We start from the raw sequence: 15,796 nt of genomic DNA, 5'->3' as shown, positions 1-15,796 counted from the left end.
TTTACTTTTTAACAGCTTTTAAGGCATAAACAAAAGGAATTTTGTTTTGCAGGTGCGGTATTCTGTAACGTTTGGGTTCAAACTCTTCCATGTCGTTAAAACAGTCGTATGGGGAGTAATTATATTCTTTAAAAGTCTTAATTTCGAGGTTGTTGTTTATCAGGCTACTAAATACTTCGCTAAGATCATGGTTCCATGATATGGTTTTTGTTTCCATGTCGGCAGCTTTGTCGGCATAAGTACCTGTTTCGGTTTCAATAATGGCTTCCTCGTTAAAGTAACTATAATCTATTTTACTGAACCCATTATCAAACATCCATACAAAAGGATGGAATTCAGCAATGATAAAACTGCCTCCGGGTTTAAGGAAGTGGTTTATCACTTTGCCCCATTTGTCAAGATCGGGCAACCAGCCTATGGTGCCATAAATGGTAAATACAATGTCAAACTTTTCGTTAAGGTTGTCAGGCAGGCTGTATATATCGCAGCATATAAATTGAGTATTAGTACCTGTGGTTTCTGCCAGTTCAAGGGCTTTGGTTATAGCGGCGTCTGAAAAATCTACTCCTGTTACTGTAGCTCCCATCCTGCTAAGGGAAATAGAGTCCTGACCGAAATGGCATTGCAGGTGTAGTATTTTTTTATCTGTAACATTCCCTAATAGTTCAAGTTCTATGCTGTTTAGGGTTGAATTTCCACTTAAAAATGAGGGCATGTCATAAAAAGATGATTCTATATGGAATGAGGTTTTTTTATTCCATGCTTCCTTGTTTATATTGATATAGTTGTCTTTTGTTTCCATAATAAAATGATTGATTGTTCAAATTTACCTTTTTCTTATAATTCGCCATCAGGTTTAGTAGTAATTAATTTGTAAATTTGCACCTCATATAAAAACAAAAAGACAGATGGAAAACGGAATTTACGCTAAATTCAATACACCAAAAGGTTCTATTTTAGTGAAACTTACGCATGACAAGACCCCGGGAACGGTAGGTAACTTTGTAGGTCTTGCTGAAGGTAATCTTGAAAACGATGCTAAACCACAAGGTAAACCATATTATAACGGACTTAAATTTCACAGGGTTATTCCTGATTTCATGATTCAGGGCGGATGCCCGGTAGGTACCGGCGTTGGTGGTCCTGGTTATCAGTTTGACGATGAGTTTCATCCCGAACTTACACACAGTGGTCCCGGTGTACTTTCTATGGCAAATGCAGGTCCCGGTACAAACGGTTCTCAGTTCTTTATCACTCACGTAGAGACTCCGTGGTTAGACGGTAAACATACTGTTTTCGGTCACGTGGTTGAAGGTCAGGATGTGGTTGATGCTGTTGCTCAGGGTGATGAGATTGAAAGCATTGAAATTATTCGTGAAGGTGATGAGGCTAAAAACTGGAATGCTATTGAAGCTTTCAGAACTTTTGAAGGTGCGCGCGAAAAACGTATTGAAGAGGCTAAACAAAAAGCTGAGGCAGAAATGGAAAAACTTGCCGCCGGATTTGATAAAACCGAAAGCGGACTACGTTATAAAATAATCCAAAAAGGTAACGGTAAGCAGGCTGAGAAAGGTAAAACTGTTTCTGTGCACTATACAGGTGCTCTTGACAATGGTCAGGTGTTTGACTCATCTTATAAAAGAAAAGAGCCAATATCTTTCCCTCTTGGTATGGGTCATGTAATCTCAGGATGGGACGAAGGTATTGCTTTACTACAGGTAGGTGATAAGGCTCGTTTTGTTATTCCTTCTCACTTAGGTTACGGTTCACGTGGTGCAGGTGGTGTTATCCCGGCAGATGCAACACTTGTTTTTGATGTTGAGCTAATGGATGTAAAATAATAATGTCCTAGCATAAAATAAAAAGGCTGCCGGTAGGCAGCCTTTTTATTTGGAATACTTTTTGAAAGTGAACTATATATGGATTACTTTTGTAAAACACATTAATATGATTATGAAAAAGCTACTATTACTGTTTGTTATATTGTTTGGAATTTCTGCAAAAGCACAAATTCCGGGATCAAGTATGCACTGTGGTTATGACTTTACATCTTACTTAGTGTTGCATATACACGAGCAGGGAAATGAAGATAATATCAAAAACTTAAAGGTTACTGTAGTAGATAGTCTGGGTAGGGATCTTATTAATGTGAATAACATGTATAGCTGGAGTAATGCCAATAAGCCGCTTGAGTTCTCGCTTAACTACAAAATAGATGATAATAATAAGAGGTTAACAGAGGGGGCTACGGCTACTAAAGAGCGTTGGTTTTTCCCATTTGCTAAAGATAATTATCTGTTATCTGTAGCTAATACTTTTAAGGCAGATAATTTTAGTGTAAAGGTTGAAGATACTACGGGTACTTACAAGCCGGTTACTATTCAGCTGTATGCTTACAATATGTATGTGCTTTGCTCTAATGAAAGCAGGGACGCGGCTATGAAATTTGGTCGTAAAATGAATAAGCCTCTGGAAATAGTACTGGAAAAACAGTAATTAATTTGTAAAATTATTCAATGTGTCAATTTATTAATGTGATACTTATAAGTAAACTACAAATTGTTACATTAAATTACCTCCACTTAATATTACAGCCAATACTTGGTTTTTGAGGTTCGGGAATATTACGGTTGTATAAAACACCATCAATAGCATTGCGCAGGTCGCTACCGCTTACAGGTATATTATTGCCGGGGCGTGAGTCATCCAGCTGACCACGGTATACCAATCGGTTTCGGGAATCAAAAAGGTAAAAATCAGGTGTGCAGGCTGCATCATAAGCTTTTGCTACTTCCTGTGTTTCGTCAAACAGGTAAGGGAAGTCAATATCATTTTTAAAAGCAAATTCCGTCATTTGGTCGGGAGCATCCTGCGGATACTTTACCGGGTCGTTACTGCTTATGGCTACCATGCCTATTCCCTGTACTCTGTAATCATTGGCAATCATAACAATTTCATCAATAACATGAATCACAAAAGGGCAGTGGTTGCATATAAACATTACCAGTGTGCCTTTTTCGCCTTTAATATCGCTAAAGGAATAGCTGTCATCAAAGTTGGTTGCCTTTAATGAAAAATCAGGGGCTATGGAGCCCAGCGGTAACATGTTTGACGGTGTATTTGCCATTTTTGAAAGAAATAAATTACTTTAGCAAATTACAATAAATTTTAAAATAAAATAAATACAAAAGCTATGTTAACCTGGGAAGAATTTGAAAAAACAGAAATGCGTGTGGGTACCATTACAGAGGTGAACGATTTTCCTGAAGCCAGAAAACCGGCCTATCAGCTTGTTATTGATTTTGGAGAAACAATAGGGATACGAAAATCATCAGCACAAATCACAAAACGTTATACCAAAGAACAGTTAACCGGAAGGCAGATTGTTGCTGTAGTGAACTTTCCTAAAAAGCAAATAGGTAAATTTATGAGTGAGTGCCTGGTGCTTGGGGCAGTGGGGGCAGATAATGATATTGTATTACTGGCGCCCGATTTTAAAGTAGAAAACGGATTGCGTATAGGATAAAAATAAAAAAACTGCCTTTAGGCAGTTTTTTTATTAAATGTCTTCGAAGTTTACATCTGTAAAACTTTCTGTTCCTACAGGTTCAGGAGTTTTTTCTGCAAACATTTTCTTGAAGTCCTTTTGATGTCTTTCAGAGATTACTTCTTCTCCTTTGTTATCAAGAACATATTCTGTCATTTCGTCCAGAATGCTTCTGAAGGCTGCAAAATCTTCTTTGTAAAGATAAATTTTGTGTTTCTTAAAGTGGAAAGAGCCGTCCTCCTCAGTAAATTTTTTGCTCTCAGTGATTGTAATGTAGTAATCATCGGCTTTAGTAGCTCTTACGTCAAAAAAATAAGTCCTTCTTCCCGCTCTTAAAACTTTAGAAAAAATCTCTTCCTTTTCAAGCATGTCATTATCTCTCATAATCCTTCGTAGTTTTTTAATTGGTTTATGTAGCTACCAAAAATCTAAAAAAAATCTTAAAAATCCAACAAATTAATTTATTTCTTTTTCGGATAGTTGTTTAATGTAAAGCTCCTTATAATAACCAGCCTGATTTACAAGTTGATTGTGAGTGCCTTGTTGTATGATTTCACCATCTTCCAGTATAATTATCCTGTCGGCATTTTTAGCAGATGATACCCTGTGGCTTACAATGATAGTGGTTTTATCTCTGCAAAAATCCATAAGGTTGTTAAGTATAGCTTCCTCAGTTTCAGTATCTACAGCCGAAAGGGAGTCGTCAAGTAGTAATACCGGGGCATCTTTAATCATTGCCCTTGCTATAGATACACGTTGCTTTTGTCCGCCTGAAAGTGTTATACCTCTTTCGCCTAATATGGTTTCGTAAGCTTTGTTAAAAGCAGCAATATTATCGTGTACCACAGCTTTTTTAGCTACTGCAATAACCTCTTCATCTGTAGCGTCTTCATCACCAAATTTGATATTGTTTTTTATGGTGTCTGAAAACAGAAACGCGTCCTGTGGTACAAACCCTATGCTGTTACGCAGGTCGTAAAGATTTAACTCTTTTATATTTGTATTGTCAATTGTTACTGTTCCCTGTTCAACATCGTAAAGCCTGCTTATGAGTGATAGTATAGTTGATTTTCCCGATCCTGTTTTACCTAATATGGCTAGTGTTTCTCCTTTGTTGATGTTAAATGACACGTTTTTAAGTGCTGTTATATTAGTGTCTTCATAAGTAAAGGTTACATTGTTAAAGGCTATGTTTCCTTCAATAACCGATTTTTCAGGATTGTTGTTTTGAATTTCAGGTTCAGTTTTAAGAAATTCATTAATCCTTTTTTGAGAGGCTTCGGCTTCCTGTACCATGCTTGATATCCATCCTAAAGAGGCTACCGGCCAGGTTAACATATTTATATATAGTATAAACTCTACTATCATACCAATGTTTTCAATGGTGCCTTCTATGTATAATTTACCGCCTACATATATAACTATAAGGTTACTAAGTCCTATTAAAAGTATCATAAACGGACCAAACATGGCGCTAACTTTGGCCAAGCTCATATTTTTTGCTTTGCTATCGCGTGATAGTTGGGTGAAATCGTCCTGCTTTTGTTTTTCAAGAGCGTAAGCTTTTATAACCCTGATGCCCGAGAACATTTCCTGTGTGAAACTTGCCAGTTTAGAAAGGTTTTCCTGATAGCGGGTACTTCGCTTGTTTATTTCTACGCTAATTTTAAATATACTATACGATAATATAGGTAACGGGATTAGAGTGTACAGTGTCAGTTCCGGAGACAGGATTGACATGTGGGTAATAATAATGATAAAACGTATAATAGTGTTAAGGCTGTACATAATTGCCGGCCCAACGTAAGATCGTACTTTGTTTACGTCTTCACTAATACGGTTCATTAAATCACCTGTACGGTTCTTTTTGTAAAAGCTTTGAGATAGCTTCTCATAGTGTTCAAAGATTTCGTTTTTAAGGTCGAACTCAATGTGGCGCGACATTACAATAATGGTTTGCCTCATAAAAAAGGTAAGTATACCGGCTATAAGAGTTGCTCCTATAATAATTAGTACACTTTGCAATATTTCGTGTTTAACCCCGTCCATGCCTATTTTACCGCCTGTATAGTTCTCAACAGCAGTTATTATGGCTCCTGTGTACTGGGGTGTAAACAGCGAGAATATGTTACTTAAAATGGTGATTAAAATTCCTAAAAGAAATTGAAATTTATATTTTACAAAGTATTTGTTTAAATGCTGAAGTTCTTTCATTGTTCTGTTTTTAACTCAGAATATTTTTAGGTTAAAGTGTTAAAACACATGCTCATGCCGAGAAAAGGTCTTGTCAAAAATAAGCTATTTTAATTATCGAAAAATTAAAAAAAAGGTTTTATTTTGCTACATCTTAAATTTAAATGTATTTTTGTAACCTGTTTTTGAATAAATTTCAATTTAAAAAATAATATCATGATAACAGAAGTTGTTAATGCTAACGAACTTGTAAAAGTTGATCCGGTTTTTGGACAAGCTTCTTTTAATGACCATGAACAAATCGTTTTTTGTCATGACAAAGATACTGGTTTAAAAGCAATAATTGGTATTCATAATACAGTTTTAGGGCCTGCACTTGGTGGAACGAGAATGTGGAAGTATGCGAACGAATGGGAGGCTTTAAATGACGTATTGAGGTTGTCTCGTGGTATGACGTATAAGTCTGCTATTTCAGGACTAAACCTTGGTGGTGGTAAAGCTGTTATTATTGGTGATTCAAGACTTGATAAAACACCTGAAATGATTACAAGGTTCGGGCAGTTTGTTCACTCTTTAAGTGGTAAGTATATCACTGCAGAAGATGTAGGAACTACAACTCCTGATATGGACCTTATTCGTGACGTGACTCCTTATGTAACAGGTATCTCTGAAGAAAGAGGAGGGTCAGGTAACCCATCGCCTGTAACTGCTTACGGAGTTTATATGGGGATGAAAGCTGCTGCTAAGCATCAGTTTGGTTCTGAAAGCCTTGAAGGTAAAAAAGTATTGGTACAGGGTACAGGTCACGTAGGTGAAACTCTTATTGATTACCTTACTAAAGAAGGTGCTCTTGTACAGATATCTGATATCAACCAGGCAAGAATGGAAGAAGTTGGTGCTAAATATGGTGCTAAAATCTTTATGGGTGACGATATTTACAGTGCAGATGTAGATATTTATGCTCCTTGTGCACTTGGTGCTACCGTTAACGATGAAACTATTGCAAAGCTTAAAGCTAAGGTAATTGCAGGTGCTGCAAACAACCAGCTTGCTGTAGAGAATGTACACGGAAAAATGCTTCAGGATAAAGGCATTCTTTATGCTCCTGATTTCCTTATCAACGCCGGAGGTATAATTAATGTGTATGCAGAGATTGCCGGATATGATAAAGCTGAGGCTATGAAGAGAACTGAAAATATCTATAATACTACATTAGAGATTTTCCACTTTGCTGAAGCTAACGGTCTTACTACTCATCAGGCAGCAATGTCTATGGCGCAAAAACGTATTGACGACAGAAAAAAAGAAATGGCTAAATAATTATTAAGCCTTAAAATAATATTACTATTTTTGCGAAGCGAAAGAAGACCTCTTTCGCTTCGCTAATTTTAAATGTTCTTACGACGGATGTTAAACAGAAGACATATTCGTGTTAAAGTGATGCAATCAATATATGCGATGCATCAAAATGGTTCAGACAGTTTGGATAAGGAAGAAAAATTCCTTTTTCATAGTATAGAAAATATACAGGATCTGTACCTTATTATGCTTTCGGCACTGGTTGAAATCAGAAACAGTGAAGAGGGGTTTTTAGACAGGTCAAGCAAAAAACATCTTGCTACAGCCATAGAAAGAAACCCAAACAGGAAGTTTGTCAATAACAAAGTTTTACATCTTTTAGCAGAAAGCAACTCGCTTAGTATAGCTATTGAAGATCGTAAGGTTTACAACTGGAAAAATAACGACGATTATATTCTAATCCTTCTTGATGCCGTTAAGGAAAGCGAGTTGTATAAAGAGTATATGGACAACGAGGAAAACAGCTTTGCTCAAGACAGAGATTTTGTAGTAAACCTGTTTACCGAAGTTATTGCTCCAAACGAAAAGCTGTATGAATATCTTGAAGACTATAAATTAACCTGGGTAGATGATATTCCGCTGGTTAATACTATGGTTGTGAAACAGCTTAAACAAATTAAAAAACCGACAGAGGAAGGATATGATGCAATACATATTCCTAAATTATATAAGGATATTGATGATCGTGACTTTGTGAGAAACCTGTTTAGAAAAACGGTTTTAAATGAAAGAGAACTATCTCAGGAGTTTACAGATAAAACACCTAACTGGGATTCTGAGCGTATTGCAGAGCTTGATGCTATTATACTGAAAATGGCTATTTGCGAATTCTTAAAATTCCCATCCATTCCTGTTAAAGTAACAATTAACGAGTATCTTGAGATTGCTAAAGAGTATTCTACGCCAAAAAGTAGTATATTTATCAACGGTATTTTAGATAACTTAATTAAGGATTACCAAAACAGTAATAAATTAGTAAAAACCGGTAGAGGTTTAATGTAAAACCAAATTAAAAAATTATAAGTTATGTTGAAAAAATCAGTAGCTATGCTAGCCATAGCGTCTCTTATTTTTACAGTTTCATGTAAAGAAAATGCTGCTCTTAAAATTGATGAAAATAAAGCAAAAGAGGCTGAAATAGCTCATGCAGAAGCAGGACAGGTACCTGTTATTAAGTTTGAAACTATGGAGCACGACTTTGGTACTATTAAGCAGGGTGATAAAGTGGAGTATGTGTATAAGTTTACTAACGAAGGTGCTGCACCACTTGTACTAAGCCAGGTTAAGCCAAGTTGTGGTTGTACTACTCCTGATTGGACTAAAACTCCTGTTGCACCGGGTGAATCTGGTGAGATTAAAGTTGTTTTTGATTCTCATGGTAAATCAGGTAAACAAAATAAAACTGTAAACGTACACTCTAATACAGAGTCTGGTACAGATGTACTTAAGTTTACAGCAGAGATTGAAAAGCCGGAAGGCATAGGCGCTAAAAACTAATTAGACATATAAAATGGAAGAAATTTCGAAGTTTGCTCCCTTATTACTAATGTTTGTGGTTGTATATTTTTTAATGATACGCCCACAACAGAAAAGGCAAAAACAGGAAAAAGAATTTGAGAGCCAGCTTAAGGTTGGTGATAAAATTATAACAAAAAGCGGAATACATGGTAAAATAGCAGAGCTTGGTGAGGCAAGCGTAGTTATTGAAACTATGGCAGGAAAGCTTAAAATGGAACGTTCGGCAATCTCACTTGAGTTAAGTAAGAAAGTTCAGAAACAATAATAAAAAAATCCTCAGCATTAGCTGAGGATTTTTTTATCTGTATTTATCATTAAGCCCAATTCCCTCAAGGATCATGGGCTTTATTTTTTTCAGTCGTGAGAGCTTTGTAACCTCTCTTTTGGCTGTTTCTATAAACTCGGCATATTCTCTTTGCTTAAAAGGTGTTAGTGTCTCAAAAGCAGTTTTTAAAGCCTTATTAGTATCAAGTTCCTTTTGAAGGGCTTCCGGTATAATGGTCTCCCTTTTTTCAGGTTTAATTTCCAGTCCGGCTTTTTCCACTTCAATAGCCTCGTTAATATAGTTTAGCACAAGTTTCTCGTTAACTTCACTTTTATCGGTAAAACGCCATTGCCTAAGTGACTTGGTATTCTCTTCATTAGCATTAACAAGTACATTTTTTTCGTCTTTCAGGAAAACACCTTTAAAAAACCAAATGGTAAAAAAGTTCTTAAAGCCTCCTATTCCCAAAACATTTTTGTTGTTGTAAGTGTAAACTATACCGCCCCATTTTGTAGTTTCGGTTAGTGGAGTTTTTACAATAATGCTTTTAAGGAGTTCAAGCTCTTCTGCCCATTGGTTATTTTTATCCCATGTTTTCTTTTCAGACATAGCGATTGTTATTTCTTAGCTGTAAGTTCGGCAATTTTAACGATAACTTCAACAGCTTTTTGCATACTCTCTACAGGTACATACTCATATTTACCGTGGAAGTTGTGTCCGCCTGCAAAAATGTTAGGACAAGGTAATCCCATGTAAGAAAGCTGAGAACCATCAGTACCACCACGTATAGGTTTGATAAGAGGAGTAATACCCAGTTCGTTCATTGCTTTTTCGGCAATGTCTACAATGTGGATAACAGGCTCAACTTTTTCCTTCATGTTAAAGTATTGGTCTTTTACTACAGCAATAGCGATATCTTCGCCAAACTGTACTGCATATTGAGCGTTAATATCAGCTACTATTTTATGGATAAGCTCTTTGCGTGCTTCAAATTTATCTCTGTCGTGATCACGGATAATAAGCTGAACTGTAGTTTCTTCAATACTTCCGTTTAGTCCTGTTACGTGGAAGAAGCCTTCGTAGCCTGTAGTTTGTTCAGGTACTTCGCCTTCCGGTAACTGAGAGATAAACTTATTAGCCAGTAGCATAGAGTTTATCATTTTTCCTTTTGCATAACCAGGGTGAACGCTTTTTCCTTTAAAAGTAATTTTAGCACCGGCGGCATTAAAGTTTTCGTATTCAAGTTCACCAATCTGGCTACCATCCATGGTGTAAGCCCAGTCTGCACCAAACTTCTCTACATCAAACTTGTGTGCACCACGGCCAATTTCCTCATCAGGAGTAAAACCTACACGTATTTTACCGTGTTTGATTTCAGGGTTTTTGATAAGGTATTCCATAGCGGTAACAATTTCTGTAATACCTGCTTTATCATCAGCACCTAAAAGGGTAGTACCGTCTGTAGTGATTATAGTTTGTCCTTTATATTGTAAAAGGTCTTTAAAGTAACCGGGAGACAGCACTATGTTTTGTTCTTTGTTAAGTACTATATCACCACCATCATAATTTTCAATGATTTGAGGTTTTACGTTAGCGCCTGTAAAATCAGGGGTAGTATCAAAGTGAGAAACAAAACCTATTGTTGGTACATCGTGATCTACATTTGACGGAAGCGTAGCCATGATGTATGCATTTTCATCTATGGTAACATCTTCCATGCCTATAGCTTTAAGTTCTTCTACAAGCTGATTGGCAAGATCCCATTGTTTTGCTGTACTTGGAGTTGTGTCAGAGTTTGGATCTGATTCAGTATCAACTGTGACATAGCTAATAAAGCGGTCAATTATATGCTGCATTTTCTGTGTTTTTTAAATGAGCATCAAAGTTACAATTTTGTACAGAAGTACAATAATCTTAAACCGTTTTAATAGTATGTTTTAGGGGTAAAGTTATGTTAAAGGTAGCTCCTTTTCCGGGTTGTGATTCGGCTGATATTGAACCGTTATGCTGTTCGGTAATTTTTTTACAGATACTTAGTCCTATACCTGTCCCGGCATAATCACCTTTACCGTGCAGACGCTGAAACAATTTAAATATTTGCTCGCTATACTGTGCGTCAAAACCAATACCGTTATCCTTAAAAGTGAGATGAGCCAAATTACCTTCTGTTTGAGCGGTAACACTTATCTCGGGTTTTTCTGAGCAGTATTTTAAAGAGTTACTTATAAGGTTAGAAAACAGTTGCTCCATTTGTAACGGAATAGCTTTTATGGTAGGTAGTGTATTCCTTTTAACTATGGCGTTTTTCTCTTTAATAAGGAGTTCATAGTCTCCAAGTACTATATCCAGTATATCGTTAAGATTAACATCTGTAAACTCTTTCTCTGCCGATAGCCTGCTGTATACCAAAACATCTTTTATAAGTTGGGTCATGCGTCCGGCAGAATCATGTATCTTTTTGATGTAAGGTTCTGATTCTTCACGGGTCATATTCCTGTCCTTTATAAAAGTTATAAACGTTTGTATTTTCCGCAGGGGTTCCTGCAGGTCATGGCTCGCTATATAATTAAATGATTCCAGTTCCTTGTTGGATTGTTCCAACTGAACATTCTTGTCGGCCAGTTGTGCATTAACCTCCTTAAGGGAAGCGGTACGTTCTTTAACCTCTTCTTCCAGTCGGGTGTTAAATTCACTAAGTTCGCGTTCAACATTTTTACGGTTAGTAATGTCATTAAATATAACGGCAATCTTATTGTCTTTAACATCACTTAATGGAAAGGCCGATACCTCATACCAGCCATTAATAAGAGGTTTGGCTTCGTGCTCAAAATATTTTGGCTTACCGCTCAGTGCAATCTCGCCATAAATTTCAAACCAGTGGCTTTCGTGGTTAGGTTCGAGTTCCTTCATGGTTTTGCCTACAGCATTAACAAGTCCTGTTTGTTTTTCAAATGCCGGATTGGTTTTAAGGAAAATATAATCTATCGGTTTTTTGTTTTCATTAAAAAGTACCTCTATAATACAAAAGCCCTGATCAACAGAGTTAAAAAGTGATGCATATTTGTCTTCAATTTGTTCGGTAATAACGATGTTGAAGTTTCTTTCGGCCAGTTTCTCTTCGGTAATATCTTCCCAAACCCTATAAACGCCTTCTCCGGCTTTGGTATCAGATACTTTGAACCATCGCTGTGCACCATCAAGCTTTTCATAATATCTGGTCCAGTTTTGTTGTGTGCCGGTTTCGTAAGCAGTTTTAAGGCTGTCAATTTGGTTTATCTGGTCGGGCAATACCTCAAGGAGGGTTTTGCCAGTATGATCAATACCTTTAAAAAAGTTTATTGTGCCACGGCTAAGAAGTGTAAACCTAAAATCTATAATTTCACCATCATTATATACAGGTGTGAAAAAGATGCTCCTGTTATTAGGTGCATCAAAAGCCAGCTTCATAAGCTCAATAGCAGTGCTATTGTTGTTTTGAAGTAAGGTATTATTATCTGTATTGTCGTTAATTGCAGACATGGTTTTACAGTATGGTGATAGCCAAAGATAATGATTTGCTATAATTGGTTAAGCTAACATTAGCTAAAGTTTGGTTAATTCTTTTCTTATATTTTCCTTAGCATTTACCTCATACTTGGTACGAAAGAAATCGGTTTTGTATATAAAACTCATGGAAAGAAAATGCTTTAGTACTTTTTTTCGTCCGGGGTTATAAAGTATGTCGGGATAAAAGGAGTATTCTTCCCTTACCTGTTGATAGTATTGCTTATACTTACTCCAGTTATAGCCCAGTATAGATAAATCGGCATCGGTAAACAGATTAATGTCGTTATCGCTAACCGGTAGGTGTGATTTGGTTGCCAGTATCATCTGCCTGCATCTTTCGGCTTTGTCTTCAGGATAATTAATTTCCTTTAGTCTTTGTACAGCCAGTTCGGCACTTTGCTCCTCATTATCATTACGGGTAGATTTGTAGATAATGTCATGATAAAACAAGGCAAAAAGCACGGTGTCCCAGTCCTCAATCAATTCTTTACATAAGTAAAGTTCGTTGTAGAGATTTTCAAGATGGGTAAGATTATGGTACTTTCGGTTTTTGTGACTGTAATAGTCTTTTATTTCCTGCCATAAAGCAGCAGATAATTCTTTACTGTAACCATTTACTGTATTTATAAAAAGTTCTTCAAGCATGTCGTTTTATCTTACTCTTGCAACAGAATATAATATGAAGATATAAAACAGCATTATAAAGCCTATAATGGTTATATATATTTGTTGTGTTAGTCCGGTAAAAGCAAGGATAATATGTGTTATCATTGTACCTCCTAAAAAAAATGCAGAAGTAAACCTTGCATTGATAGTTGTTCTGGGAGAATCAAACCTAAGCGCAATTAAAAACAACATGATAAAGAATGAGGTTAAAAAACCTCCCAGACTTAAAAGGTTTTTCTCTTCTATGCTTATACCGGAAAAACTATATAATGCATAAGAAAATAACAGGCTGAATAATAGCCCTAAAACCGATTTTACAAAATTAACTCTCATAGCTTGTATTATTTGGTTGGTGGAGGTGGAGGTGGCGGAATAGATGCAAATACAACAGCAAGTTCAGAACTTGTGCTTGCAGGCTGCCATTCGGTCATTCCCTGTTTCCATATATAGTGTTCTTTTGTAAACTGTCCGTTTTGTGCCATTCCTTTTAATTGTTGTATTGTAAAAGGTCCAGACTGTTGTCCGTTAATGGCAATATGAAAGCTTACAGTAGGAGGTGGAGGCGGAGTGTTAGGTATGTTATTTAGCATACCGCTCATTTGGTTACCCATTGTTCTGCCCAGTGTAAGTCCGGTCATAATACCTATTGGATTATAGCCGTGGCTATCGCCATTGCCGTCAATGTTCCCCATAGCACCCAAGCTTTCGGAAGCGGTTTTTAAAACATCAGCCTGCAGGTTTAACTGATGGGCAGCAAAGTTTCTTCCTTCAACACCAAGCTCAGTTTCTTTACGTTCAATCCTTTTATTCTCACCAAGGTGAGTTATTTCGATGTCGGTTTTAGAATCGATGAATTTGGTTTGCTGGTCGGCTGTATTCTTTTTAAGCTGTAGGTAATGCGGATGACTTTTGTCCAGCTCAATAGCACTTACATCAAGACGTTTAAGGTTGATGCCAAAATCATTTCTAAAATCCTCTTCCAGCTTTAGTTTTATATGATCACTAATCATATCAATCCTACTTTCCAGCTGCATAACCGGTATTGTAGTTTCTGTAGGGATATTGATGATTACATTTTTAGCCTTTCTTATAAAGGCGTCTTTAATCTGGTCTCTAAGGTTGTCTGTAGTGATATTTTTAAGTCGGTTTAATCTAATCAGATTAGGATAATCAGAAAGATTAAATATAAATGAACCCCTCACGGCACATGGTACACCAAGATCCATAAACCTTGGATCAAAAACATCAAAATAGGGTATACCGAATTTTACGGTTATATTTCCCGCAAGGTTAATAAAATAGACTTCAGCCTGAAAAGGGGAGTGCCCGCCAAATGCAGCTCCTACAATATCTGATAATACCGGGAAGTTAGAGGTTTCAATAAACTTGTCATGAGGTCCCTCAATGACATCATAGGGAGAACCGTCTTTTTGCGGATACACAAATAGGGCAACTTCGCCTTGTTTCACCCTTATGCTACTGCCGTAACGTATGGCATTTTCTTTTTTTGTAGATCCGGCTTCACCCGACGGTCTCCATTTGTGAATAAGGTAATCAGTTTCATCACAACGGATAACATCCATAAAACCGCCTTCTCTACCTGTAAAAAAGTTTCTAATCCCCATGGCTTATTTTTTTAGTTGTTCTGCTATTTTAATTCTGTCCAGTTCCTCAAATCTTGTTGAGTAATCAGGTATAAGTTCTGCCTTATCTTTAGCTGTTTTAAACTCCTTTTTAGTTAGAAGTTCACCTATTTGTGTTATAAGTATTTTGGTTATAAGCTCTTCTCTTTCTGTTTTAAAGGTAAGAAAGTTAGCCTTTTCAAGAGCCTTTTCATAAGCTCCTGCTTTATAAAGACTGTCAATATTTATGACTTCGATTTTAGAAAGATAAAATTCTCTTGTAGATTCTTTTTCCAGTTGTGGTATAAGTATTTTGGCCGAATCCCTTTTTCCTTCTGCAATAAGGCGGTCTATTTTTTTATCAATACTTGGTTCTGGAGAAGGTATACGGGTAATAGCAAATAATACTCCGCCTACAAGTAAAAATGCAGCAGCTATAGATACAAAACTTCCAGACTCCCTTTGTTTGATGTATTGTGCTTTTTCTGCTTCAATTTTACTGATAAATTCAGCAACTGTGCCGTCTTCGCCATAATTACTTCTCATTAGGCTAAGGGTAGCGTTGATTTCATTGTTTAATTTGCTATAGTTGTTACTGTCTTCAAAAAGATCTTCTCTTTTTATGACCTTTTTAAAAATAATATAGGTACCTAAGGTTAGGTAAGTAAGTATTACAGACTGCATTATTTTCCCTGAGCCCTGTTTAGGAGTGTTTTTTAGCTTTAGAAGCTTTTTCTCCACATCATGCATATACTCATCCAGAGTAGCGGTATTTTTTGATCTTGCATTAACAACATAGTTACAGGAAGGGCAAACCCTGCTTACACCAACCATAATTTCACCACAGCTTGGGCATTTTTGTATAGGATTTTCTTTTTTTCGTGTTTGTTGTGCATCAAAAAGCTTTCCTTCCAGGATCATTTCAAGTTCGTCTATATCAAACCCTTGTTTTTCAGCTTTTTTAATAAGTACTTTTTTTTCTTTTTCGGTTATAAAACCATCAGTAATTGCGTAATCAATTAATTTTTCTAGCTCTTTATTCATTTTAAAGGTAAGTTGCATACTATTTTCAAATATAAT

At 36.4% G+C, this 15,796-nt stretch carries 18 protein-coding genes; 7 read left to right on the top strand and 11 right to left on the bottom strand.

Annotation, left to right across the window (positions count from 1 at the left end):
- Position 1: 1 nt before the first annotated feature.
- Positions 2–802 carry a class I SAM-dependent methyltransferase gene (locus tag ABS768_RS07925; protein WP_408074428.1) on the bottom strand — a complete coding sequence of 267 codons (801 nt, stop codon included), beginning with the start codon at positions 800–802 and terminating at the stop codon, positions 2–4.
- 106 nt (positions 803–908) lie between these two features.
- On the opposite strand from ABS768_RS07925, the gene ABS768_RS07920 reads away from it, so the two are divergent.
- The gene (locus ABS768_RS07920; RefSeq protein WP_408074427.1) at positions 909–1,841 is read left to right on the top strand and encodes a peptidylprolyl isomerase; all 933 of its coding nucleotides are present in this window, start codon (positions 909–911) and stop codon (positions 1,839–1,841) included.
- 112 nt (positions 1,842–1,953) lie between these two features.
- Positions 1,954–2,496, top strand: coding sequence for a hypothetical protein (locus ABS768_RS07915; protein WP_408074426.1), 543 nt, complete (start codon positions 1,954–1,956; stop codon positions 2,494–2,496).
- 76 nt (positions 2,497–2,572) lie between these two features.
- Here ABS768_RS07915 and ABS768_RS07910 read toward each other — a convergent pair whose 3' ends face one another.
- A complete protein-coding gene (locus tag ABS768_RS07910) occupies positions 2,573–3,127 on the bottom strand; it encodes a thioredoxin family protein (RefSeq protein ID WP_408074425.1) in 555 nt (184 codons plus the stop codon).
- Between the two features lie 66 nt (positions 3,128–3,193).
- Between ABS768_RS07910 and ABS768_RS07905 the strand changes: the two genes are divergently transcribed.
- On the top strand, positions 3,194–3,526 hold the full coding sequence (locus tag ABS768_RS07905) for a tRNA-binding protein (RefSeq protein ID WP_408074424.1): 333 nt from the start codon (positions 3,194–3,196) through the stop codon (positions 3,524–3,526).
- A 33-nt stretch (positions 3,527–3,559) separates the two neighbouring features.
- Here ABS768_RS07905 and ABS768_RS07900 read toward each other — a convergent pair whose 3' ends face one another.
- Both ABS768_RS07900 and ABS768_RS07895 read right to left on the bottom strand, forming a co-directional pair.
- Positions 3,560–3,931: a PUR family DNA/RNA-binding protein gene (locus ABS768_RS07900; protein ID WP_408074423.1), complete on the bottom strand. Its 372-nt coding sequence runs from the start codon at positions 3,929–3,931 to the stop codon at positions 3,560–3,562.
- A 72-nt stretch (positions 3,932–4,003) separates the two neighbouring features.
- Positions 4,004–5,761, bottom strand: coding sequence for an ABC transporter ATP-binding protein (locus ABS768_RS07895; protein ID WP_408074422.1), 1,758 nt, complete (start codon positions 5,759–5,761; stop codon positions 4,004–4,006).
- Between the two features lie 195 nt (positions 5,762–5,956).
- Here ABS768_RS07895 and ABS768_RS07890 point away from each other — a divergent pair, with 195 nt between their 5' ends.
- The 4 genes from ABS768_RS07890 (at position 5,957) to yajC (ending at position 8,882) form a co-directional block, all read left to right on the top strand.
- Positions 5,957–7,060, top strand: coding sequence for a Glu/Leu/Phe/Val dehydrogenase dimerization domain-containing protein (locus ABS768_RS07890; protein ID WP_408074421.1), 1,104 nt, complete (start codon positions 5,957–5,959; stop codon positions 7,058–7,060).
- Between the two features lie 87 nt (positions 7,061–7,147).
- Positions 7,148–8,101, top strand: a complete 954-nt coding sequence (gene nusB, locus ABS768_RS07885; RefSeq protein WP_408074420.1) for a transcription antitermination factor NusB — start codon at positions 7,148–7,150, stop codon at positions 8,099–8,101.
- A 24-nt stretch (positions 8,102–8,125) separates the two neighbouring features.
- On the top strand, positions 8,126–8,596 hold the full coding sequence (locus ABS768_RS07880) for a DUF1573 domain-containing protein (RefSeq protein WP_408074419.1): 471 nt from the start codon (positions 8,126–8,128) through the stop codon (positions 8,594–8,596).
- A gap of 13 nt (positions 8,597–8,609) precedes the next feature.
- Entirely contained in the window at positions 8,610–8,882 is a 273-nt protein-coding gene (gene yajC, locus ABS768_RS07875) for a preprotein translocase subunit YajC (RefSeq protein WP_408074418.1), read from the top strand.
- 33 nt (positions 8,883–8,915) lie between these two features.
- On the opposite strand, the gene ABS768_RS07870 is transcribed toward yajC, so the two are convergent.
- The 7 genes from ABS768_RS07870 to ABS768_RS07840 form a co-directional block, all read right to left on the bottom strand.
- The gene (locus ABS768_RS07870) at positions 8,916–9,491 is read right to left on the bottom strand and encodes a YdeI/OmpD-associated family protein (protein ID WP_408074417.1); all 576 of its coding nucleotides are present in this window, start codon (positions 9,489–9,491) and stop codon (positions 8,916–8,918) included.
- Between the two features lie 8 nt (positions 9,492–9,499).
- Entirely contained in the window at positions 9,500–10,738 is a 1,239-nt protein-coding gene (gene pepT / locus ABS768_RS07865; RefSeq protein ID WP_408074416.1) for a peptidase T, read from the bottom strand.
- A gap of 58 nt (positions 10,739–10,796) precedes the next feature.
- A complete protein-coding gene (locus ABS768_RS07860; RefSeq protein WP_408074415.1) occupies positions 10,797–12,401 on the bottom strand; it encodes a PAS domain-containing sensor histidine kinase in 1,605 nt (534 codons plus the stop codon).
- Between the two features lie 63 nt (positions 12,402–12,464).
- Positions 12,465–13,073, bottom strand: a complete 609-nt coding sequence (locus ABS768_RS07855; protein ID WP_408074414.1) for an HD domain-containing protein — start codon at positions 13,071–13,073, stop codon at positions 12,465–12,467.
- Positions 13,074–13,079: 6 nt separating this feature from the next.
- On the bottom strand, positions 13,080–13,427 hold the full coding sequence (locus ABS768_RS07850; RefSeq protein WP_330443127.1) for a hypothetical protein: 348 nt from the start codon (positions 13,425–13,427) through the stop codon (positions 13,080–13,082).
- 8 nt (positions 13,428–13,435) lie between these two features.
- The gene (locus ABS768_RS07845; RefSeq protein ID WP_408074413.1) at positions 13,436–14,719 is read right to left on the bottom strand and encodes an SPFH domain-containing protein; all 1,284 of its coding nucleotides are present in this window, start codon (positions 14,717–14,719) and stop codon (positions 13,436–13,438) included.
- Positions 14,720–14,722: 3 nt separating this feature from the next.
- Positions 14,723–15,760 (bottom strand): hypothetical protein, encoded by a 1,038-nt coding sequence (locus ABS768_RS07840; protein WP_330443129.1) that lies wholly within the window; start codon positions 15,758–15,760, stop codon positions 14,723–14,725.
- Positions 15,761–15,796 lie beyond the last annotated feature (36 nt).

Origin of the sequence: Flavobacterium rhizophilum (genome assembly GCF_046000485.1) — a bacterium.
Lineage (GTDB): Bacteria > Bacteroidota > Bacteroidia > Flavobacteriales > Flavobacteriaceae > Flavobacterium > Flavobacterium rhizophilum.
This window is presented reverse-complemented; position numbering and strand designations above follow the sequence as displayed.

Coding starts and splice junctions, on each gene's coding strand:
- ABS768_RS07925 (WP_408074428.1), bottom strand. CDS start 802: ATGGAAACAAAAGACAACTATATCAATATAAACAAGGAAGCATGGAAT.
- ABS768_RS07920 (WP_408074427.1), top strand. CDS start 909: ATGGAAAACGGAATTTACGCTAAATTCAATACACCAAAAGGTTCTATT.
- ABS768_RS07915 (WP_408074426.1), top strand. CDS start 1,954: ATGAAAAAGCTACTATTACTGTTTGTTATATTGTTTGGAATTTCTGCA.
- ABS768_RS07910 (WP_408074425.1), bottom strand. CDS start 3,127: ATGGCAAATACACCGTCAAACATGTTACCGCTGGGCTCCATAGCCCCT.
- ABS768_RS07905 (WP_408074424.1), top strand. CDS start 3,194: ATGTTAACCTGGGAAGAATTTGAAAAAACAGAAATGCGTGTGGGTACC.
- ABS768_RS07900 (WP_408074423.1), bottom strand. CDS start 3,931: ATGAGAGATAATGACATGCTTGAAAAGGAAGAGATTTTTTCTAAAGTT.
- ABS768_RS07895 (WP_408074422.1), bottom strand. CDS start 5,761: ATGAAAGAACTTCAGCATTTAAACAAATACTTTGTAAAATATAAATTT.
- ABS768_RS07890 (WP_408074421.1), top strand. CDS start 5,957: ATGATAACAGAAGTTGTTAATGCTAACGAACTTGTAAAAGTTGATCCG.
- nusB (WP_408074420.1), top strand. CDS start 7,148: ATGTTAAACAGAAGACATATTCGTGTTAAAGTGATGCAATCAATATAT.
- ABS768_RS07880 (WP_408074419.1), top strand. CDS start 8,126: ATGTTGAAAAAATCAGTAGCTATGCTAGCCATAGCGTCTCTTATTTTT.
- yajC (WP_408074418.1), top strand. CDS start 8,610: ATGGAAGAAATTTCGAAGTTTGCTCCCTTATTACTAATGTTTGTGGTT.
- ABS768_RS07870 (WP_408074417.1), bottom strand. CDS start 9,491: ATGTCTGAAAAGAAAACATGGGATAAAAATAACCAATGGGCAGAAGAG.
- pepT (WP_408074416.1), bottom strand. CDS start 10,738: ATGCAGCATATAATTGACCGCTTTATTAGCTATGTCACAGTTGATACT.
- ABS768_RS07860 (WP_408074415.1), bottom strand. CDS start 12,401: ATGTCTGCAATTAACGACAATACAGATAATAATACCTTACTTCAAAAC.
- ABS768_RS07855 (WP_408074414.1), bottom strand. CDS start 13,073: ATGCTTGAAGAACTTTTTATAAATACAGTAAATGGTTACAGTAAAGAA.
- ABS768_RS07850 (WP_330443127.1), bottom strand. CDS start 13,427: ATGAGAGTTAATTTTGTAAAATCGGTTTTAGGGCTATTATTCAGCCTG.
- ABS768_RS07845 (WP_408074413.1), bottom strand. CDS start 14,719: ATGGGGATTAGAAACTTTTTTACAGGTAGAGAAGGCGGTTTTATGGAT.
- ABS768_RS07840 (WP_330443129.1), bottom strand. CDS start 15,760: ATGAATAAAGAGCTAGAAAAATTAATTGATTACGCAATTACTGATGGT.